This is a genomic window from Bacillus sp. AR8-1 (genome assembly GCF_008042345.1).
Taxonomy (GTDB): domain Bacteria; phylum Bacillota; class Bacilli; order Bacillales; family Bacillaceae_G; genus Bacillus_A; species Bacillus_A cereus.
Map to the genome: position 1 here is coordinate 67,845 of NZ_QNUB01000011.1, position 20,490 is coordinate 88,334.

The window sequence follows — 20,490 nt, forward strand, 5'->3', positions numbered from 1 at the left end:
CACTATTTTAAACTGTTCGTTCAAATGATACTTTACGAATAAATATACTACTAGTTATGATATAAAGAATTGTTAATCCAATTGAAATAACAATAAAATAAGGGATATCTATTAAAGATACATCATTTGTAAATAACAATCCTTTTATCCCTACTTCTCCATACAGCACACTATTTGTTGAAAGGAAAAGCGACCCACCAATCATGAGACCAATCCATTGAAATCTTTGCTTAAAAATTACTACTACTTGAAAGAAACATGCTATCGTAACATAAAATAAAAATTGTAAAATAAACTGTTGTATTAATTGCTCTCCAAAGTTAACATTTACTAAGTTATATTTTATATCTTGTAAAAACAGTATTTGAAGGAATGAAAACAATGCGGATTGCAACACGATATAGCAAATCGCTCCGATAAAATATTGTATTCTCGTTATACCAAATGAAACTGCTAAACGAAATACATCATCTTGAACAATGAAAACACTCCCTACTATAAAAATCATAATTGCAATTGAAGGATTATTGATAATTTCGGGTAAATAACCAACTTTCGCTTCATTTAAATGAGCAGCATATAAAGCTCCTTTTATTAATAAAGCTACAATCCAAAATATTAAAATTGCTTTATAATGAAAATTTATATGTAACCTCAATTGTTTCATTAACGTCGTCATTCCACTTCACCACCAGTCATGTGAATAAATAGTTTTTGTAATGTAATTCTATCAATTACTAAACCTTCTTTTTCAAGAGAGTAACAATCTTCATTAGAAAGCTCTTCCCATATAACAGCAATACCTTTATTCCCATAAATTTCTTTATTTATAACTTTTTTATTAATCAAGAACTCCTCCACTTTACCTTTTTGCCCTGAAATAATATGACCTTGTTGCAATAAATCTTCCACTGTTGATTGAACAACAAGTGCACCTTCTTTTATGATAATTACTTCTTCAATAACATGGGTTACTTCTTCTACCAGATGTGTTGATAATATAATTGTTCTGGGATACTCCCCGTAATCTTCTAGTAGTAAACTATAAAATAACTCACGATGTGCTGCGTCTAATCCTGTAGTTGGTTCATCAAAAATAGTAATTGTCGCTCTGCTTGCTAACCCTTTAATAATTCCTACAACTGTTTGCATGCCATGAGATAGTTTATGGTATTTCTCTGTTATATTAAGCTGAAATTTACCCGCCAGTTCTTCAGCAAACTTCTGATCCCAATTTTTATAAAACATGTTACATATCTTAAAAATTTCTTTTACGCTATAACTTAAATGAGACTCTTCTTTTACTCTAACGAAACAAATATTTTGCATCGCTTTACTATTTTCAAAAACATCTTCACCAAATATTGATACACTTCCACTACTTGAAGTAATTTGTCCTGCTAGTAAATTTAATAAAGTCGTTTTCCCTGCTCCGTTCCTTCCAAGCAAACCATATATTTTATTCTCTTCCAATGAAATCGTTACTTCATTTACAGCTATTTTCTTTTTATACTTTTTCGTTACATCTTTCGTTTCAAGTGCAATCATCCCTCTTTCCCCTCCTTCGTAATCTTTTGAATCATATCCATCAATTCATCTTTTGATATTTCTAGTACTTTCGCTTCTTCCCACACTTTAGGTAAATATTCAGTCATAAAAGTATTTTGTCTTTTTTTTAGTACAACTTCTTTTGCTCCTTTTGCAACAAACATCCCGATCCCTCTCTTTTTATATAAAATCCCCTCATCCACTAATACATTCACCCCTTTAGCTGCGGTAGCCGGATTTATTTGTAACATCTTCGCAAATTGATTTGTCGATGGAACTTGTTCTTCTTCAAGCAATATGTCTTTTAAAATATCAGATTCAATCGTTTCTGCAATTTGTATGTATATTAATTTATTTTGTTCTAGAGTCGGCTTCACATTTTCACCACCTTAGGTTCATAGGTTTATTACTTATGTAATTAACCATATCACATAGAATTATTTTTTCCCATAAATTTCTTTTACAAAAAAGAGAGTCATTCAATTAAGAATGTCTCTCTTTCTAAAAATTCGAAGTTTCAACTCTTGTTCTCAAATTCTTTTCATTTATACCATTTTGACAAAAATTAAACTGTTGTCCCTCAATACATTTTGTACGATCTACTACTTGCCCTAAATGATAGCTTGTATGCTCAACCAAATGTAATAGACTTTGAAGATCAATATGCCTTTTTTCTTCCCAGACCTGTATATATGCTTTGCCCCACTCATCAAATATTTCTTCAACAGTTTTTAACAAAGCTTCAGATCTTATTTGTTTCACTGGAAAATATTCTTCAATTCCATTTTCAAAAACTATATTTGGATCCTTATAACGCCTTGTATTTCTCTGTAAATGTTCACAAATATGTAGTACGATTCCACCAATTGAATTAACAGAGGTCTCTTTTTTCCACAAATCTTCTTCACTAACGAGCCTAATTGCCTGTACTAATTTAGGTAAATAATGATCCTGCATTCTATGATAAGAAATTTTGTATACTAACTCCATCTTCTCCCCTCCATTATTTCAACTGGCTCACTGGATATTTAGCAAATAAAGATTTCCGAAAATCTTTATCTTCCACAAGCATTTTAATTTTTTCATTATTATCGTTAAGAAACTTTACTACTTTCTTTTTATCCCATATATCATCTTCTTTTGGAAAATCATCAAATTTTCCATGCAAGATTGATAGGATTTCCTCCCTTTTCATCATAAATTTTATATTCTCTACCTGAAACTCGTAACTGTTTGCATTTGGCACTAAAACTACAAGATAAATAATGTTAAAGAGAAAATTCTTCTTCATCGTATCTTTCTCATCAAACCAATACGTCTCAATCATTTCTTCTGTAAGAGCCCCACTCTCTTTTGCGCCATAGTTCACTTTTATATTTTCATTTTCTAAACTTATACTTTGAACTGTTCCACCACCGGGTAAATGATTAATAATTGCAACCACATCTGAATTATTACCAACGTATGTCCCAGTATATTTCTTAAAATCATCTGAACTAACATCATATATATCTTTTATTCTTTCTCCATTAGAACAAGCCGTAATAAATAAAAAAATTGTTAGCATAACGATTATGTTATGATGCATATATTTCATTTAGCATCCCCCATTTTTATCGATATTTCGTTAATTACAATATTTACTTTCAAATCCCTTTTTAAATATACGCATTTTAATCAAAATTAAAAATTTTCATTTTTTATGTTTACAATTATCCATTAATTGTATATACTTACTAACGTAAGAAAAAAATTCTAAAAGGAGGTCGAAGGAAATGATGAAATTACAATTACATGCATTAACTTTAGCGTTAACTGCACCTGTGTTTTCTGGACAATTAAATATGAATTCGACCACCCTAATGGAGAATTGAAAATCGTACTTTATTTCATTTAATTCATAAATTCGCCACAGGAGGTTGTATACTTTCCTGTGGCTTTTTCACGCCCAGCCATAGGAGAACTGTATCTTCCTGTGGTTTTTTTGCGCGGTTTTTTAGTCTCTTACATTATTTTTCTAAGAAAGGAGCAACATTCAATGACTATTAGCGTATTGTTTTTAAGTATTACGATTCAAAGAAATACAATTTCCAAAGGGGAAATTCTTCATAATGAGCAAATTGAAAAAGCTATGAATGATGTTAAGGAGCGCCAAGCACTTTACTGTGATCACCTGTAATTCCTTTTCGAAAGGAGGAATTCATTTATGACTTTTCATATTTTCTTTTTTACGACTGTGCTTCAAAAAAATACTTTATCTGAAACTGAAATCAATCGTAAACAACAGTTAAAACAACTGACTGATAAAATAACTGACATTAAAAGTTCATACTACACTCAAATGTATTAAAAATATATTTTAAAGGGGCAATATATTCATGAAATTTAAAGCATTCTTTTTAACAATCACCATTCAAAAACGTAAGCTTTCACAGAAAGAGATTTTACGTGAGCAACACATCCAAAGCATTATGGACGAAGTAAAAGAGCGCCAATCTTCTTATTACACTCGTCTTTTCTAAATCACTTATAAAGGGGTCATAAATCTAATGAAATTTAAAGCATTCTTTTTAACTATCACTATTCAAAAACGTAAACTTTCACAGAAAGAGATTTTACGTGAGCAATACATTCAAAACATTATGGACGAAGTAAAAGAGCGCCAATCTTCTTATTACACTCGTCTTTTCTAAATCACTTATAAAGGGGTCATTATCCAATGAAATTTAAAGTATTCTTTTTAACCATTATCATTCAAAAAAATACATTTTCCGAGTCTGAAATGTTTCATGAGCGACAAATTAATCAGGCTATGGATCATGTAAAAGAAAGACAAAGTCATTACTGTAGTCATCTGTAATTTCTTATTACACTCGTTTTTTCTAAATCACTTATAAAGGGGCAATTATCTAATGAAATTTAAAGTATTCTTTTTAACCATTACCATTCAAAAAAATAAATTTTCTGAGTCTGAAATGTTTCATGAACGACAAATTAATCAGGCTATAGATCATGTAAAAGAAAGACAAAGTCATTACTGTAGTCATCTGTAATTCCAATTCGAAAGGAGGAATTCACATATGAAGTTTCACCTTTTCTTTTTAACGATTACAATTCAAAAAGAAACAATATCTCAAAATGAATTAAAACAAGAAAGACAATATAAACAAGTTATTGATGAAATTCGAGATCGTAGAAGCAAATACTACACTCACCTTTAATCGTTTAACTATATAGAATTGAAAGGAGTCGATTATGATGTTGATAGCACGCTGTAAGGAAATGATTTGGATAGTTCAGAGGGATTCCACATAGTTTTATAGAGCTTATATCACACAAGTTTATCACTGAATTTGATGTATAAAAAATATATAATAAAATCAAATCAACCCACTTTTAATTATTTATTTATAAACAAAAGATACACCACTTAAAAAGCGGTGTATCTTTCTCAGGTTTCACTATTTCCGATTACTTCTCTTTGTCTTAAACAATCTCACTAAGTTCGAAACAACAGTTTTTGTTACTGCATAAACTGGTACTGCTAAAATCATTCCGATGATTCCAGCAAAATTACCTACCCCTAAAATTAGGATAATAATTGTTAATGGGTGAATGTTTAATTTCGAGCTCATAATACGCGGTGAAATAATATTACTTTCAAACTGTTGTACAATTGTTACGATAATAATTACGTATAAGGCTTGCATCGGAGAAACGAACAGTCCTACAATAACAGCTGGTGCTGCCCCAATAAATGGCCCTAAGTTAGGAATGATGTTTGTAAATGCTGCAATAATTCCTAAAACGAAAGCGTACGGTAAATCGATAATTAAATAACCGATAAAAGTAAACGCACCTACAAATATACAAACGAGCGCTTGCCCTTGAATATATGCAGATAATGTTTCGTTCGTTTCCTTAATGATACGAAGCCCCTCTTCACGGTAAGACTCAGGTAATAAACTTACCGCTTTTCCTGGAAAGGCATGTCCATCTTTAAACATGTAAAATAAAATGAACGGTACTGTAAATACAACTAATGCAACGTTCGTGATAATACCAAATAAAGCCGTTGCACTCGACGTAATTGTATTTGGAATATCTTTTAAGTATTCAATCGCATTTTTTTCAATTGTTTCAATGGAAACGTAGTTTTGTGTAGATAACCATTCAAACAACCTATGATGTGATAATTCTTGTATGTATACTTTCCCCTCTTTTATGTAGCCTGGCATATTTTTTACTAAGTCCATTAGCTGTTGTGAAATCGTAGGAACAACTACTCCAACGCCAACCGCAGTTAATGTTATGATAAAAAGATATAACAGTAATATCGCTAAATTTCTAGGTACTTTTTTATGCTCCAAAAAGATTAATACAGGATTAAATATGAAGTATAAAAAAAGCGCGATTAAGATTGGGAAAAACAATGTTGATATGAAGATACCAATCGGTTGAAATAAAAATGATATTTTTGTGCAAATAAATATGATTCCTACAACCATTAGCACTTCTAATGTCCAAAAGTGCACTTTTGATTTCAAAAAAACGGCCTCCTTTAAACTAGCACTTCTCTTCATTGTACCAAAATAAGTATGAATTTCACATAATATTTTCCTTTACAATATTCCAAAATACCAATAAATACACTACAATGAGATTACATACAAATTTGCAGGTAAAGGTGATAAAAATGACACAATGCATCATTTGCAGAAAAGATACGAAAGAACTTAGTGAACAATATGTCATTCCAGAAATATTATGTGGATATTATTTCACAAACTCAATTTGTGATACTTGTCATGAACAAATGACAACAGATATTGATCGTCCTTTAATTAGGCATAAATTGAGTCAATTTAAGATTGAACAAATGAAAAGACAAATTGATTCCCCACTCTATACGAATGAGCACGGTGAGGAACTTGCGGCTGCTGAGACTGATGTTGTCGAAGTAAGCGACGAGATTCTTTATTCTAATGCATTAATTATGAAACTATGTAAAAAGCACGATATTTCCTTACATAATGAAATTTGGAAGGAGGAACGTGTAACGAAAGTAGCGAGTTCTATTCAACGTGAATTACTATTAGATAACCGTAAATATAAAATGAGTGTATTAAAAATGGCTTATACATTCGCTGTACAAACAGTTGATGGCTACTTTGAAGATCAAGATGCAATTGATATTTCTACCATTCTCTCAAATGCAGATTTCGTGGAACTAAAAGAAAAAAGCATTGTACGTGATTTAAGCAAAAGTTCTTTATGGAATACGCTAAATACAAGTAGTGAAAATCATTACTTTATTTTACTTAGCGATAAAGACGGCCTGTTTTGCTTCATTCGTTTGTTTGACATCTTTGATGTTGTCGTTCATTTATCAGAAAAAAGATTTGACCTTCCATCGCCGATTGTCGGTGTAAATAATGTGAATACACAGAAATTTTATGTCCAAAGTTTAAAACAGTATATGGATGGGCTGTTTAAAGAAAAAGCACCTACTATATAACAGGAACCAGAACATACGGTCTCCTTTCTTGATGAAAAGACACTGTGTTATAATGAGTATGAAAAGAACAATACAATCACATAAACCAATTATAAATTGTATATAAATAAAAAAGACTAGTGTGCGGCTACACACTAGTCCACGTAACTTAGCAGATTGGATTGTTCATTTATCCTATTTGTTTCTTACAAACAAAACAACCCACATTCTATAAGCATAGGTGGGTTGTTATTTTTTGAGCTTGTCTATTAAAACGACGACGAACGTTAACAATGCAACGAGAAACAGTCCACCTTGCAGTAGCAACGCTATTTCACTCACGTATTATCACCCCCCTCCTACTCGGAGAAGTGATAATTGAACAACCAACCGCACCTTAAGTTACCCTTTAATTTTACCATATTTTCTAATAATTTACGATGAAAACCCGCAAGCGAATAACTTGCGGGTTTTTTATCCCGTATTAACAGGCAGTGAACAAAATAAAGCAATAAATATGTGAAACTTTATTTCTCACTATTTTTTTAATGCATATGCATCAGCAATCATTTCACCAACAATTTTATTTTCTTCTTTCTTCTCGTCTTTCAATAATGGGAATAACAATTCTGCGACCTCATACGCTTCTTCTAAATGCGGATATCCTGATAAAACAAACGTATCAATTCCTAACGATTCATATTCTTTTATCCTTTCTGCTACTGTATGCGGATCGCCTACAAGTGCAGTACCTGCCCCACCTCTTACAAGTCCGATTCCAGCCCATAAATTAGGGCTTATCTCTAACGACTCTCTCGTACCTTTATTTAAATGTGTCATCCTCTTTTGACCAACCGAATCATATCTTGCAAATGTCTTTTGAGCAAGCTCAATTGTTTCATTATCCACATATTGAATTAAACGTTCTGCCTCTTCCCACGCTTCTTCTTCTGTTTCTCTTACAATTACGTGTAATCTAATGCCAAATCGTACTGTACGCCCCTTCTCTTCTGCAAGTTTTCTTACTTCTTCTATTTTCTCTTTCACTTGCTCTGGTGGCTCTCCCCACGTTAAATATACATCACTATGTTCAGCTGCTACTTCTTTTCCAGCAGCTGATGATCCTCCGAAATATATAGGAGGATATGGTGTTTGAACTGGCGGGAATACAACTTTACTATCTGTAACTTGAATATGTTTTCCTTCTAAAGAGATCGTTTCACCTTGCAATGTCGATTTCCAAACTTTTAAAAATTCATCCGCTGCTTCGTATCTTTCATCATGCTCAAGATATAATCCATCTCCTTGTAGTTCAACTGGATCTCCTCCAGCTACTACATTAATAAGTAGTCTCCCATCTGAAATTCTATCAAATGTAGATGCCATCCTCGCTGCAACTGTAGGTGACATTAGTCCTGGTCTCACTGCTACTAAGAATTTTAGTTTTTCTGTTTCAGCAGCAAGAGCTGAAGCTAACACCCAAGGGTCTTCACATCCTTGACCAGTTGGAAGTAACACACCCGTATATCCTAAATAATCAGCTGCCGCAGCAACTTGCTTATAATAACCATATTCAGCTGCTCTTCCTCGTTTTGTCGTTCCTAAATATCGACCATCTCCATAAGCCGGAATAAACCATAATAATTCCATACCTTTACACATCCCTTATTTATTTTGAAACGTATACTAACAAATTCTATATAAATTACCCCTAATAATTTATATGTTAATTCCCAGTCTCACCTTTAAAATTATCTCGCCATCTTAAAAACTTCACTTCTAGTAAACGTACTAGAGAGTCAGAAAACTTCCCAACAAATGCAAAGATAATTATGCCGACAAATACGATATCTGTATTTGAAAATTGCCTTGCATCCATAATCATATAACCAATACCTTCTGTAGATCCCATAAGTTCTGCTACTACTAAACTCACCCATGCAACACCTAACGATAACCTTGCTCCTAGTAAAAGGTTAGGCAATGCAGATGGTAAAATTAGTTTCGTAATTAGTTTTCTTTTGCTAAACTCTAACACTCTCGCAACATCAAATAACTTTGAATCCACACCTCTAATACCTAAAAATGCGTTTACGTATAAAGGAAAAAATGCACCATCTGCAATTAATAACACTTTCGATGTTTCACCAAAACCGAACCATAATACAAAAAGCGGCGCAACAGCTAAATGAGGTACAGTTCTTAACATTTGCACAGATGGGTCTAAATATTGCTCACTTCTCGTTGAAAATCCAACAATTGTTCCTAAAATGATTCCTAAGCCCCCACCAATAAAGAAACCAGCCGCAGCCCTGAATACACTAATACTTAAATGGCCGAATAACTCTCCTGTTTTAATAAGCTCTTGGAAAGCTAGAAAAATATCTAATGGTGTTGGTAAAACTGTTTTAGAAACAAGACCGAATACGCCAGCCAACTGCCAAATTATTAATATAATAACCGGTATAGTAATCGCCCTTACTAAAACTTTTACATTTAACTTTCGTACCTTCTTTATGCCATTTTTCTTAATCGTTATACTCGCTGGTTTCATAACAGCTTTCGTATTTTCCACTTTACAAAACCTCTTTTCACTTCGCTTTCAATGCTTTTTCTACGAAAGAATTATCTACAACTTTTTCCGTCTTAATTTCTTTCTTTATAGAACCGAGCTTATATTGAAAATCCGCTGTCTTTTGTTGTTCTGCTATTATTTCCTTCGTTACCGGAACTAAAATTGGTTTGTCGTGATTAAACACTTCTTTTACAATCTCTGCATCTATCTTTTTTACAGAAGTGTACACTTTTATTGCTTCATCTAAGTTAGCCTCTTGCCATACACGTGCTTTCTCATAAACTTTGAGGAATTTCTCAACTAATTCTGGATGTTCTTTCGCAAATTTTGTCCTCGTAATTAAAAATTCTGGTGAAGAGACATTTAATGTTTCACCGTCTGCAATCACCTTCGCACCTTTATTTAACGTATGTAATGATATGAAAGGGTCCCAAATCGCCCATGCATCTACTGATCCTGATTCGAATGCAGGCTGCGCTTCATCTGGTTGTAATTGAATGACATTTACATCTTTTGCATCAATACCTTCTTTATCAAGCGCTCTATATAATAAATTAAAGGCACTACTTCCTTTTGCTACTGCAATTTTTTTACCTTTTAAATCTTTTACACTCGCAATCTTGCTATCTTTTTGAACGAGAATTCCAGTTCCTTTTCTCGCATAACTTGTATTGGCGATTTCGGTAAATCCAATACCTGCTGCTTGCGCTGAAATGACTGGAGAATTCCCTACTTCACCAAAGTCTAACCGGTTTGATGCGATTGCTTCAAAATAAGGAGGTCCACTTTGGAACTCTGTCCATTTCACTTTAACTCCTTCTTTTTTAAACTCCTCTTCAAACCATCCCTTTTTCTTTGCTAGTAATAGCGGGCTTAATCCTTGCTGTATACCAATTTGTATTGTTACATCTTCTTTCTTACTACTTACTGTACTTTTTTCACATCCTAATAAAAATACTGATATAGCTAAAGCAAAAGAAAGAATTTTAAATTTTTTATACATATAAAATCACCCTTTTCCTATATACTTGTTTGAATCAACCCTCCATATTCAAACTGCTGTAATACTTTCGTTCGAAGTTGTTGGAACGATTGAGAAGTTTTATTTCGCGGATAAGGCAAATTATTTTCAATCACTTTATGTATTTTCCCTGGTTTTGCACTCATAATGATAATTCGGTTTGAAAGATATATCGCTTCGTCTATATCATGTGTAACGAATATCATTGTTGTTTTCTTCTGCTCCCAAATATTCAGCAATACTTCTTGTAAATGACTTCGAGTAAAAGCATCCAGCGCTCCAAAAGGTTCATCAAGTAATAATACATTCGGATCTCTTAATAACGCTCTCGCTATCGCAACACGTTGTGACATCCCGCCTGAAATTTCTTTCGGATACGATTTTTCAAAGCCATCTAACCGAACGATTTCAACCCATTCTCTCACCTTATCTTTCACATACTTATCTTTTAACGACAAATCTGCCGCTATATTTTCTTCAACTGTTAACCATGGAAAAAGCCTATGCTCTTGAAAAATAAAACCTTGTTTCTTGCTCGTTTTTAAGATAGGCTCCCCGTCAATAATAACTTCACCTTCAAAATCATTATCTAGACCTGCAACAATTTTTAGTAATGTACTTTTTCCGCACCCACTCGGACCAATTACTGTAACAAAATCCCCTTTCTCTAATTGAAAATTAATATTCTCTAATACTTGAACAGTACCAGTTTGTTTCAAAAAATATTTTGATACCCCATCAATTGAAACAGTCATTTCTTCTCCTCCTTAAAATGATTCATATAAATGAACAGATTCAGTATTTGTGCAATAAAAAAACCAAAGGCATTTTATCAACAGATAAAATGCCTTTGGTTTCTCCAATCAGCAATACGTTATGGAATTAAGTACATATTATACAAATATTTCCGATAAGTCAACTAGGTTTTAGCGAACATTATTTATTTTTAAAGATATCAGCAGTCCCTTTTATTATTTTTGGAAGGAACGTTTTAATTGTATCCGTTAATAAATGAAGAGCTTCGTTCACATAACCACCTTCGAAATTTCCTAATGGTTCTGGTAATTCATCCTCATCTAATAGGAAGTATTCTCCATTTGGAAGTACCATAATATCGATGATTAAATCTTCGAAGGAAACCACTTCTCCTTTTATTTGTGTGTTTTTTACGATATTAAAATAGGAACCTAAATACTTCCCTTTTATATCTCTCCATACGTATAAATTGTACGGACGATCTTTCCAATAATATGCGATTGTATAACTTCCTTTTGGGATTGTTAACTTAGTATCTTTTGCAGTCATTGTAAATGAATACTGCACCTCGTGAAATAAAACGATACTTTGTGATTGCTTTTCAAGTAATAAACAATTGTGATCTACTATTGTTGAGTTATACCGGATTTTTCTTTCTATAATTTCACTTTTCGATGTAAGTAACTTATTCATTATTTTGTTTCCCCTCATACTAGTTCTATCCTCAATTATATACTTCTTTATATAATGATTTATACAAGTACACAAGAAAAACTCCTTCTTATTTAGAAAGAGTTTTTCACTATCCATGTTTCATATTTTTTCACTTCTAACGGAAACTCATTTGTTTTTATGTAACTAACAGCACTATTACTCATGTTTTAACTTTTCCTTAACCGCATCATAAAATTTTCGTTCTTCATCAACATTTAAGTGCACACGACTTACTGTTTTAGAAAATCCATATAACAACTGTGCTTTCACTGGCTCTTTTAATGTTATTTCAAAAGTAGCAGGTTCTTTTATGAACTCCATAACAGTTGCATCCAATACCTGTTTCCCTTCTTTTGCCGTTAGCAATTCATCCTTGTAGAACGCAATATTATCAATTTGTGTAAATGGTATAACAATTTTCTTTCCTAATCCAATTTGAATGATTACTTGTTCTTCTGTTACGATAAGTGGATTTTTACGCATCGCTTGTATTTCAGCTATAAAATAAATCATCGCGTATACATTTAAAATAAGTAAAATCCATGCTATTACTGGATTCCACTGGTGTAGCAAATAATGAAAACCAATACTTTCTATTAAGGTCGCATGGATGATCATGATATATACACCTATTGCTCCAGTCTTTTTGTGATATGAGTATACGTATTCACCTTCTGGTACTTTTTCACGCCACGATAAAAATGCATAATAGATTAACTTACACTCCGTTACAATGATATCTATTAATTTATTTCTTTTCATAGTAGCGTCAAACGCAGCATCAATTGCATAAGAAAATGAAGAGTACTCACTTTTATATTCTTTATATTTTTTTATTATGGTAGGAAGCTTTCTAACAATTTTATATAGAAGGAATAACTCTAAACATACAAAAGCAATTTCTCCTGCAACTATAATATAAGAAACGTATGAAAAATCTTGTAAATAGTCACTTGGAATAATAAATCTTGCAAAAATATAACCAGCTATTACAACAGGAACTATATACGTTAACGAGTACCTTTTTCGAATAATGAAGAAATACGTGATGATTGGAATGACAAACATGCAATCTAATAATGACCCAAGTACAACTTCTTTCGGCGCAGCTGGTACTATTGGAAGAGCATACAATAAATAGTTTGATAGCATAATTAAAGAGACGAGTCCAATCCAAATACCTTTTCGCCTTCGCGATAGTGTAACATTCATACGTTCACTCCTTTATTTAAAAACCTCATTTAAGTGGTCTTTATAAAATGAAATGGCACGTTCAAATTCTTTTACTTCCTCTACTTTCACGACAGTTTCAAGTAATAATTTCATCGCTGACTCGTGATCGTTTACGTTATATTTTGCTAATGATAAAAATACTTTCATCGGATCGTTCTCTGGGAATTTTTTCACCCCAGCTTCTAATACTGTAATTGCCTTTTCATATTCCCCTATACAACGATATGTACTTCCTAGACCAATATAAGCACCGCAAAGGGATTCGCCATCAAGTCCATTTGCGATTGCCTGCTCATAATACGGAACTGCTTCTGTTTCTAGCCCCATTACATCATGTATCCACGCACACTGATACAGTACTTCTGCATCCTTTGTAAAGTTTGTTAATCCTATAAGCATCTCTTTAGACTGCGCATATTTCTTTTCGTTTCTAAGTTTAATAGCTTGCTTTAATAAATGTTCCATAGAATCCACTCCTCACCAATTATTCTGTGTATAGCTCTTGATTGATATACGCTTCACATTCGTGTAAAAGTAAAATTCCCACCAATTAAAGTTTCGCTTACTTATTACTATGCGGATTCATTCTTATCTAAAAACTTAATTTTAAAAAGCAGTGACACGATTACATAATACCTCTAAGCTTTTGACAATTTCTTTCGCTGTTTCATCTTTCCCATTACACAACTTCCCTTTACCATCTTGTCCAATTACATAATGCACAGCTCCGCGCGAATATAAAGAATGTGGTGAATTCGCAATCATTACATTCGCCCTTGCTTCTTTCATTCTATTTTTCGCTCTTTCAAACAGTTCTTCTTCATTTAAATCACTTTCAAGTTTAAAACCAATAAGTACTGTTTCTGGGTCCCATTCTTTTATTTGTTTTAATACTTTTGGAGCCTTTTGAAAGTGAATAATCGGTGCAATATCACTTGAAATTTTTCCGTTCATATTAAGAACATTACCATCTTGATCACAGATCTTCTCCACAATCCAATCTGATCCAGCCGCTGCCATAATAACCGCATCAACCTTTTCATGTGTGATGATACTTTTCATTTTATCTTGTAAATCAACAATCCCTTCAAATGGATGTAATTCTAACCCTCTATGTACATCGCTCGGTTTCTCCGCAAAATAACCGTGTAAATATATAACATGTGCCCCTTTAGCTAGAAGTTCTTCTGCGATTATCCTTCCGATTGTACCTTTAGCCATATTCGTATGCCCGCGTACTTGATCCCATTTTTCTAGACAACCACCGCTCGTAATTAATACCTTTTTCCCTTTCATTGTAACCATCCCTTACTAATTTTTCTTACGAAACCATTCTGTTCCAAAGTCAACTATATCACGCTGTTTCATTAGACGACACGTTGCATTCCCTATCTTCCCATTTTTTACAGTTCCTTTTCGCTCAAACTCAACACCAATTTCTACAAACTTCTCAGATTCGTAATCCATTTCAACAAACTCTTTCCACACTCTTTCACCGTTTTCTATAATAGGTGCTCCTACTTGTATTAACTCACATGCACCAGTACGCACCTCGGATAAATGAACAGACGTATTTGAATCATATCCAACACCAATTAATAATACGTACCCGTCTAAATCGTATATTTTTCTTAATGGAGATTCTTCTCCAAAGCTCATTGATAATGAATGGTTCATTGTTATTTCTACTGCATGTTTTCCCCATGCAGCAAAACTTCCTAACGGATGATTACTACGTACTACATTCGGATATGTACGAAAACATTCAACTATTTCACCCATTCCCCTTGTTGGGGTTATACGTGAATCAAATGCAGGGACGTTATCTCGGATAATTTGCCACCAGTCTTCCGGTACAGGTGGTCTTGACCAATGTTTCGGATCAGACAAATCCGAAGATTGCGTTGGCATTATTATCGTTCCTTCTTCCGTAACAACTTTCATTAATGCTTCTACTACAGCAACCGCACCACCAGATATCCATCCGATAGAACTTAGTGATGAATGAACGATAATTGTCATTCCTTTTTCGATTCCTAATGCTTTTAAATCTTTTGTTATTGTTTCGATTGTATTTGGAAATTGTGTGCTTGCTACTATTTCATTCATTTTCATATTGGTTCCCTCACTAGCCACGTAAATTTAAACTTTTACATAAATATATTATCATATTTTTCTTAATTTTTAACTTAATCATATTCATTACTACAAAAATATATATATGGGTGTACTGAAGCCTCAAAACTCTATTAAAATCGTAGATAATGATGAGCGAGAGTTTTTTCAAATGAAGAAAAATGTAAATCTTATTTTTTCAAGCTATACTCCATATGCATATTTTTCCAAATAACAATGAAATCTTTCGATTCCCGTATATTTTTCTCCTAAACTTTTAACTTGAAAACCAATTCTTTTATAAAATTCTACCGCCCCATCATCTGTCTCTGCTTCTATATAAGTCAATTGATATATCCTTACCACTTCTTTAATCATTTGCAGTGCAATTCCTTTTTGACGATAATCTGAAGCCACTGCTATATGACATACTCGTGCTTTAGTTGCTCCGATTACTTCAATACCTATACAAGCTTTTTCTTCATATTTTATCAAAGTCCCTTTATTACTTTGATAAAATATTACTGCCTTCTTTAAGCTTATTTCATTTGGACCGACGGCATATTGTAGCACATTTAATATTGAATCTTTTTCAATTTGTTCAACACGCTGTAAATTCATATTTTCATCCCTTTCTATGAAAAAAGACTAACTCTTAATAAAAAGAGCTAATCTCATTACGCCGTTATTTTTTCTTCTTTTTTTACAACGACAGCCACATAACTATGAAGTATCATTCCAATAATAACGAGACTCATACCAACCCAAGATAAAGATGACGGAATTGGTGCAGATAACCATATCAGCTCTCCTACTAGCGCAAATAAAACTTCACCAGACTGCGTCGCTTCCACTGTTGCTAGTTTTTGTGGATCATCTTTCACAAGATCTGTTGCAAAGAAAAATAATATTGTCGCGATTAACCCAGAACTAACTGCTACAATAAAACATTGAAAAACTTGGTTACTTGACGGTAATCCGCCAGTTGATACTTCGTAACCAGATAATAAAAACCAAAATGGTAAACTTGCTAATGTCATACCGAGTACTCGCTGAAATACATCTAATTCCCCTTTACAAACTTGCATCATTTTTCGATTTCCAAGAGGATACGCAAATGCTGCAATAAGTACAGGAACTACACATAAAACGGTTTCACGAATACCTAATGAAGAAGCATGTTCTACTTGCATGAGAACAACACCGAATAAAATAATGCCCGACATAACTAATTCCTTCATCGGAAGTTTTTTATGTAGTGGATCCACCGCAAAAAATGGTGTTAACAAAATCCCTGCAACGATTGTAATTTGCCATGTTGATGCAACGAGCCAACCTGGTCCGAACGCTCCAGCAAAACTAAGCGGTGCATAAAAGAGACCAAATCCAACGATACTCCATACTAACCATTCTTTCGGATTGTTTTTCATATATTGAAAGAGTTGCTTTAAGTTCCCTCTATACATAACAATAAGTAATAGCATTGGAACCATAAAATAATACCGTAATGATGCACTCCAAATCCAGCTTCCACCTTCTAAGTCCATTGCCCGGTTTAAAACAAAGGTAAAGGCAAAGAAAAATGATGCCAGTATCCCTATAACAATTGCTTTCATTGTAAAACCCCTTGTATTTAATTTTTAATCTCTATAACATATATTTTAGTATACGCGATGAAAAATCTACATACAAACTTACATTTCACTTTCCATTCACTTGCAATGAAAAGGATAATAATACATTCATTTATTATACTTAATATAAAAACATTAAACAGAAATAATTTTAAAAATAAGTTACTTCTATGGATGTGATAACACTGAAAATATACAGAGCCTCTATACAATCTATTTTATTTGTACTTTCTTTCGGAGTTGTTTTCCTTCTAATAAGTGTTTTATCTTTAATGGAAGAATTTGATTTACTAGGAATTATTTCAATATTTTTCTCCTTATGGAAAACACATGCAAACGATATAGGTTCCTATTGGGATGATGAAGGAATTGTAGTAGATTTGCATGGGAATAAAGTGTATTGGTATGAAATCAAGGATATTACATACCAAAATTTTCAAGGGTCAAAATCTACCTTAATCTCGCCCCACTATACTCACCATGAAAATATACGAATCCGCCATAAAAGATGGCTACCAACTATTGCACATTCAATTTACTGGTTTTCTATTGAAAAACCAAAAGATTATCATAAAAATTTAATGATAGCTTGGGAAGAAAAGCAAACAAATAAAAATAAACGCCTCCTTTAATTATTATTTAGGGGCGTTTGTTCATTCAAAAATTAAAGAATATGTAGTTTATATTCTCTATATAATTTCCTCAATCGACTTATATGTGCTTGATGATACCGATTATGATCTGCTATATGCCAAACTCCCCATCTTATAGTCGCATTTTCCCCTTTTTCATACAAAACTTCATCTCTTAAAAGAACAACACCATATGTTCATCATCACTATACACACCATTCATTTTTATAGCCCTTTTTTCAATTCCGTACGTTTTAAATCCCATTGATTCATATAATCGTTTGGCTGGTTCGTTCGTTGACACAACCCCTAAGTTCAATTGCTCTAGCTTCATCTCTTTTGCCCTTTCAATTGCTTTACGTATTAAATCACGTGCAAGACCACTTCTTCGATTTTCAGTATCTACATACATTGCAACGATATGCCCTTTATGCTTATATGCGTCCTTTTCTTCTGTTAATAAAGTAACAACCCCAACTAAACGATTTTCATTATTAAAAGCACCAAATGTAAAACTACTGTTGGATGAAAGATTACTAGCAACGCGTTCAAGAGGGTTTTCTTGACGTACTGCTTCTTCATAAGTCGTTACAAATGCTTCTGGATTTACTTGTAGTGCTTGTAAACGTAACTCCCAATATTGTTTTGCATCCGCTTTTGTAAGTAATCGAATCATTTTATCTTCCCCTTTTTAATTGACATAATATTTTTATAGGTTATTATTTTTTGATTCATACTCTTCTTTTAATATACTGTAACGATAGCGATGAATGAACTTCCCCTGTCTCAATCGATCATTTCTCATTAACCCTTCGCATACAAATCCAGCATTTTCATAACTCTTTTTAGCTTGTGTATTATCTTCATCTACACGTAACCAAATTTTCTCCAATTCAAACTGGGAAAAACCTATTTGTAACATGCTGTTTAGAGCTGCCATTCCAAATCCTTTCCCCCAATAGTCTTTATTTCCAATCGCAATTCCTAGTTCAGCATTTTTATTTGTTTTATCAAAATTTTTAAGGTCTACCCATCCAATATGTATACCTTTCTCAGTAACGATCGCCCTTTGTTCATAACCATTTTTTCGGCTTATACAAGCTTCAACCCAGTTTCTCGTATCTCCACGAGTGAACGGAGGATGTTGATCTGGTACGACTAAATGCTTTGTTACATCTCTATCTAATGACCATTGATAGCGATCTTCTACATCATCTAGTGTCAATTCTCTTAATTGAACATATGGTACATTCATTTTTCTCTCCTCTTTTTATTTACCAATAGAAAATCCTTCGAACACTCTTCCACCATACTGTTCTAACGTCTTTTCTATAAAATGAATTAATTCATTTTTCTCTCCCGTTTTATAAAAATGATCAAAAGCCGCTACAAATTTGTTTGCATATTGCCCATCATATCTTCTTAGCACTCTAATAAACCATTTTGAACTCCCAAGCCACCTACCATTTACTCTTAATACATATTCATGTACTAAATCCGCTAATAAATTAGCGATAAACAATTCTTCTTCTCTTTTTGTTGCACCAATAAAGTCATCTAAAATATCCGTAATAAAATATCGCTTCTGCTTAATCGTTTCTTCGGTCCATTTAGCTGGTCCTTTATGTAGTAAATCATTCGCTTCTTTTTTTAATTTCTCAACAATTTCCTTTTCCCCTTTTAATGCAACCCCTTCTGAAACTAATTGTGGTAACGACGGTCTCCCTCGATCACAATCCATTTTGAAAAAGGTTTTATATGTTGTAAAATTATGAACAAACACCTCAACAGGCCATCCATTACTATAGAAAGATTCTCTATAACAAGAAGTTAAACTTTGGTCAACTATTACAATATCAAGATCAGATGTTTTTGTCGCTTCTCCTCGTGCAACGCTTCCACCGAGTAAAGCTACATCACAATTCGGAAATTGTGATGTAATTATGCTTTGTGCTGCTTCAATGGGTTTCATAGCCGTTCCTCTTTTCTTATTTCATTTTCTTTTTTTCAGCTCTTTCTCTCGCTTTTTTTATATAGCTTTCTGCATCTGGTGTTTTACATGATGTTGTACCGTGATCAACCTCTACTTTTCCAATTTCACGTGCAATTTCAATCGCTTGTCGCTCTAAGTCTTCATTACGAATTCCTATTGCGATTAAAGCACTATTCATCGCTTCTTTTTTTCTATTTTTTTCATTATGTATATTTTCTTTAATCTCTTCTAAGTATGGAGAGAAGAAATCATCATGTAACGCTTTATTTTTAATCGATATATTTGCTAATAAAGACCAGCCAGCTCTTCCAATCCATTCATCATTAGACTTTGTCCACTCTTTCATTCTTTCTATTGCAATTGGCGAAGTACATATAGATGTCATAAAAACATCCATTAAACAGTAATAATCAACATCCTGAACCCAACTATTAAGCTGTTCTGCTGTTATATTCTTCGGGTCTAAAATATAAGTTGCTAATGTCATCGCGTCCATATTTTTTGTTTCCCACAATTCAACTGCTAAATCGTGATCTTTTTTTATTTTCTTTTTTAACAATTTTAGATTCGCAAAACTAACTCCGAATAATGGCTCTTTCGCTCCGTGGTTTTTATACGTTTTTCGATTTTGTTCTGTTCCATATTCCTCTAGTTGCTGGATTACTTCTTCAAGTAACATATACCCACCTCTTTATCTTTTATGTTGACTGTATATATGTATGTACGATATATTCTACATTACTTTTTGTTTTTCCTATATTTATTTTTAAAA

At 33.0% G+C, this 20,490-nt stretch carries 31 protein-coding genes and 1 pseudogene; 9 read left to right on the forward strand and 23 right to left on the reverse strand.

Going from position 1 to position 20,490, the window contains the following annotated elements; translation table 11 throughout:
* Window positions 1–7 precede the first annotated feature (7 nt).
* The 5 genes from DN400_RS07800 to DN400_RS07820 all read right to left on the reverse strand — a co-directional run bounded on the left by DN400_RS07800 (window position 8) and on the right by DN400_RS07820 (window position 3,145).
* Complete coding sequence (locus DN400_RS07800) at window positions 8–679, reverse strand: DUF4052 domain-containing protein (RefSeq protein ID WP_000209601.1); 672 nt, start codon at window positions 677–679, stop codon at window positions 8–10.
* Complete coding sequence (locus tag DN400_RS07805; protein ID WP_000560921.1) at window positions 676–1,548, reverse strand: ABC transporter ATP-binding protein; 873 nt, start codon at window positions 1,546–1,548, stop codon at window positions 676–678. The genes DN400_RS07800 and DN400_RS07805 overlap by 4 nt, the downstream gene beginning before the upstream one ends.
* Complete coding sequence (locus DN400_RS07810) at window positions 1,545–1,925, reverse strand: GntR family transcriptional regulator (RefSeq protein WP_000805185.1); 381 nt, start codon at window positions 1,923–1,925, stop codon at window positions 1,545–1,547. Before DN400_RS07810 ends, DN400_RS07805 begins: the two co-directional genes overlap by 4 nt.
* 124 nt (window positions 1,926–2,049) lie before the next feature.
* Window positions 2,050–2,538, reverse strand: a complete 489-nt coding sequence (locus tag DN400_RS07815) for a DinB family protein (RefSeq protein ID WP_000424636.1) — start codon at window positions 2,536–2,538, stop codon at window positions 2,050–2,052.
* 13 nt (window positions 2,539–2,551) lie between these two features.
* Entirely contained in the window at window positions 2,552–3,145 is a 594-nt protein-coding gene (locus DN400_RS07820; RefSeq protein WP_086409237.1) for a DUF4825 domain-containing protein, read from the reverse strand.
* Between the two features lie 441 nt (window positions 3,146–3,586).
* On the opposite strand from DN400_RS07820, the gene DN400_RS07825 reads away from it, so the two are divergent.
* From DN400_RS07825 to DN400_RS07855, 7 genes are read left to right on the forward strand one after another with little or no spacing between them, the layout of a single operon-like run.
* A complete protein-coding gene (locus tag DN400_RS07825) occupies window positions 3,587–3,727 on the forward strand; it encodes a YrzI family small protein (protein WP_000156197.1) in 141 nt (46 codons plus the stop codon).
* Window positions 3,728–3,754: 27 nt separating this feature from the next.
* On the forward strand, window positions 3,755–3,898 hold the full coding sequence (locus DN400_RS07830; RefSeq protein ID WP_000142729.1) for a YrzI family small protein: 144 nt from the start codon (window positions 3,755–3,757) through the stop codon (window positions 3,896–3,898).
* A gap of 28 nt (window positions 3,899–3,926) precedes the next feature.
* A complete protein-coding gene (locus tag DN400_RS07835) occupies window positions 3,927–4,070 on the forward strand; it encodes a YrzI family small protein (RefSeq protein WP_000668965.1) in 144 nt (47 codons plus the stop codon).
* Between the two features lie 27 nt (window positions 4,071–4,097).
* Window positions 4,098–4,241, forward strand: a complete 144-nt coding sequence (locus tag DN400_RS07840) for a YrzI family small protein (RefSeq protein WP_000668968.1) — start codon at window positions 4,098–4,100, stop codon at window positions 4,239–4,241.
* 26 nt (window positions 4,242–4,267) lie between these two features.
* Window positions 4,268–4,408: a YrzI family small protein gene (locus DN400_RS07845; protein ID WP_000669797.1), complete on the forward strand. Its 141-nt coding sequence runs from the start codon at window positions 4,268–4,270 to the stop codon at window positions 4,406–4,408.
* A gap of 52 nt (window positions 4,409–4,460) precedes the next feature.
* Window positions 4,461–4,601 (forward strand): YrzI family small protein, encoded by a 141-nt coding sequence (locus DN400_RS07850; protein WP_000669802.1) that lies wholly within the window; start codon window positions 4,461–4,463, stop codon window positions 4,599–4,601.
* 27 nt (window positions 4,602–4,628) lie between these two features.
* Window positions 4,629–4,769 (forward strand): YrzI family small protein, encoded by a 141-nt coding sequence (locus DN400_RS07855; RefSeq protein WP_000668497.1) that lies wholly within the window; start codon window positions 4,629–4,631, stop codon window positions 4,767–4,769.
* Window positions 4,770–5,009: 240 nt separating this feature from the next.
* Here DN400_RS07855 and DN400_RS07860 read toward each other — a convergent pair whose 3' ends face one another.
* Window positions 5,010–6,095, reverse strand: a complete 1,086-nt coding sequence (locus DN400_RS07860; RefSeq protein WP_147801624.1) for an AI-2E family transporter — start codon at window positions 6,093–6,095, stop codon at window positions 5,010–5,012.
* A gap of 149 nt (window positions 6,096–6,244) precedes the next feature.
* On the opposite strand from DN400_RS07860, the gene DN400_RS07865 reads away from it, so the two are divergent.
* Entirely contained in the window at window positions 6,245–7,066 is an 822-nt protein-coding gene (locus DN400_RS07865) for an HNH endonuclease (RefSeq protein ID WP_000189684.1), read from the forward strand.
* Window positions 7,067–7,294: 228 nt separating this feature from the next.
* Here DN400_RS07865 and DN400_RS29795 read toward each other — a convergent pair whose 3' ends face one another.
* The 12 genes from DN400_RS29795 to DN400_RS07920 all read right to left on the reverse strand — a co-directional run bounded on the left by DN400_RS29795 (window position 7,295) and on the right by DN400_RS07920 (window position 17,075).
* Window positions 7,295–7,387, reverse strand: a complete 93-nt coding sequence (locus DN400_RS29795) for a putative holin-like toxin (RefSeq protein ID WP_001289320.1) — start codon at window positions 7,385–7,387, stop codon at window positions 7,295–7,297.
* A 195-nt stretch (window positions 7,388–7,582) separates the two neighbouring features.
* Window positions 7,583–8,695: an FMNH2-dependent alkanesulfonate monooxygenase gene (gene ssuD / locus DN400_RS07870; protein WP_000422252.1), complete on the reverse strand. Its 1,113-nt coding sequence runs from the start codon at window positions 8,693–8,695 to the stop codon at window positions 7,583–7,585.
* Window positions 8,696–8,771: 76 nt separating this feature from the next.
* On the reverse strand, window positions 8,772–9,620 hold the full coding sequence (locus tag DN400_RS07875) for an ABC transporter permease (RefSeq protein ID WP_000432135.1): 849 nt from the start codon (window positions 9,618–9,620) through the stop codon (window positions 8,772–8,774).
* A 16-nt stretch (window positions 9,621–9,636) separates the two neighbouring features.
* Window positions 9,637–10,623, reverse strand: coding sequence for an aliphatic sulfonate ABC transporter substrate-binding protein (locus DN400_RS07880; protein ID WP_000276914.1), 987 nt, complete (start codon window positions 10,621–10,623; stop codon window positions 9,637–9,639).
* Between the two features lie 17 nt (window positions 10,624–10,640).
* Window positions 10,641–11,396 (reverse strand): ABC transporter ATP-binding protein, encoded by a 756-nt coding sequence (locus tag DN400_RS07885; RefSeq protein ID WP_000218578.1) that lies wholly within the window; start codon window positions 11,394–11,396, stop codon window positions 10,641–10,643.
* A gap of 181 nt (window positions 11,397–11,577) precedes the next feature.
* Window positions 11,578–12,090: a ribonuclease FAU-1 family protein gene (locus DN400_RS07890; protein ID WP_001037890.1), complete on the reverse strand. Its 513-nt coding sequence runs from the start codon at window positions 12,088–12,090 to the stop codon at window positions 11,578–11,580.
* A gap of 177 nt (window positions 12,091–12,267) precedes the next feature.
* Window positions 12,268–13,323: a hypothetical protein gene (locus DN400_RS07895; RefSeq protein ID WP_001103387.1), complete on the reverse strand. Its 1,056-nt coding sequence runs from the start codon at window positions 13,321–13,323 to the stop codon at window positions 12,268–12,270.
* 12 nt (window positions 13,324–13,335) lie between these two features.
* Complete coding sequence (locus DN400_RS07900; RefSeq protein WP_000400637.1) at window positions 13,336–13,809, reverse strand: tetratricopeptide repeat protein; 474 nt, start codon at window positions 13,807–13,809, stop codon at window positions 13,336–13,338.
* A 141-nt stretch (window positions 13,810–13,950) separates the two neighbouring features.
* Window positions 13,951–14,640: a phosphopantothenoylcysteine decarboxylase domain-containing protein gene (locus DN400_RS07905; protein ID WP_000676727.1), complete on the reverse strand. Its 690-nt coding sequence runs from the start codon at window positions 14,638–14,640 to the stop codon at window positions 13,951–13,953.
* A gap of 15 nt (window positions 14,641–14,655) precedes the next feature.
* A complete protein-coding gene (locus DN400_RS07910; RefSeq protein ID WP_000783341.1) occupies window positions 14,656–15,459 on the reverse strand; it encodes an AAC(3) family N-acetyltransferase in 804 nt (267 codons plus the stop codon).
* Between the two features lie 204 nt (window positions 15,460–15,663).
* Window positions 15,664–16,080, reverse strand: a complete 417-nt coding sequence (locus DN400_RS07915; RefSeq protein WP_147801625.1) for a GNAT family N-acetyltransferase — start codon at window positions 16,078–16,080, stop codon at window positions 15,664–15,666.
* A 56-nt stretch (window positions 16,081–16,136) separates the two neighbouring features.
* Window positions 16,137–17,075, reverse strand: a complete 939-nt coding sequence (locus DN400_RS07920; RefSeq protein ID WP_000644593.1) for a DMT family transporter — start codon at window positions 17,073–17,075, stop codon at window positions 16,137–16,139.
* 290 nt (window positions 17,076–17,365) lie between these two features.
* Between DN400_RS07920 and DN400_RS07925 the strand changes: the two genes are divergently transcribed.
* Window positions 17,366–17,725, forward strand: coding sequence for a hypothetical protein (locus tag DN400_RS07925; protein WP_255477899.1), 360 nt, complete (start codon window positions 17,366–17,368; stop codon window positions 17,723–17,725).
* Window positions 17,726–17,757: 32 nt separating this feature from the next.
* Here the strand turns inward: DN400_RS07925 and DN400_RS07930 are convergent.
* The 5 genes and pseudogenes from DN400_RS07930 to DN400_RS07950 form a co-directional block, all read right to left on the reverse strand.
* Window positions 17,758–17,904: pseudogene (locus DN400_RS07930) on the reverse strand (DinB family protein); the annotation flags it as partial.
* Window positions 17,901–18,401 carry a GNAT family N-acetyltransferase gene (locus tag DN400_RS07935; protein ID WP_000620322.1) on the reverse strand — a complete coding sequence of 167 codons (501 nt, stop codon included), beginning with the start codon at window positions 18,399–18,401 and terminating at the stop codon, window positions 17,901–17,903. The pseudogene DN400_RS07930 and the gene DN400_RS07935, both read right to left, overlap by 4 nt.
* 33 nt (window positions 18,402–18,434) lie before the next feature.
* Window positions 18,435–18,980, reverse strand: coding sequence for a GNAT family N-acetyltransferase (locus DN400_RS07940; protein ID WP_071714205.1), 546 nt, complete (start codon window positions 18,978–18,980; stop codon window positions 18,435–18,437).
* 15 nt (window positions 18,981–18,995) lie between these two features.
* On the reverse strand, window positions 18,996–19,697 hold the full coding sequence (locus DN400_RS07945; RefSeq protein WP_071714204.1) for a nucleotidyltransferase domain-containing protein: 702 nt from the start codon (window positions 19,695–19,697) through the stop codon (window positions 18,996–18,998).
* A gap of 16 nt (window positions 19,698–19,713) precedes the next feature.
* Window positions 19,714–20,397, reverse strand: a complete 684-nt coding sequence (locus DN400_RS07950) for a DNA alkylation repair protein (RefSeq protein ID WP_071714203.1) — start codon at window positions 20,395–20,397, stop codon at window positions 19,714–19,716.
* Window positions 20,398–20,490 lie beyond the last annotated feature (93 nt).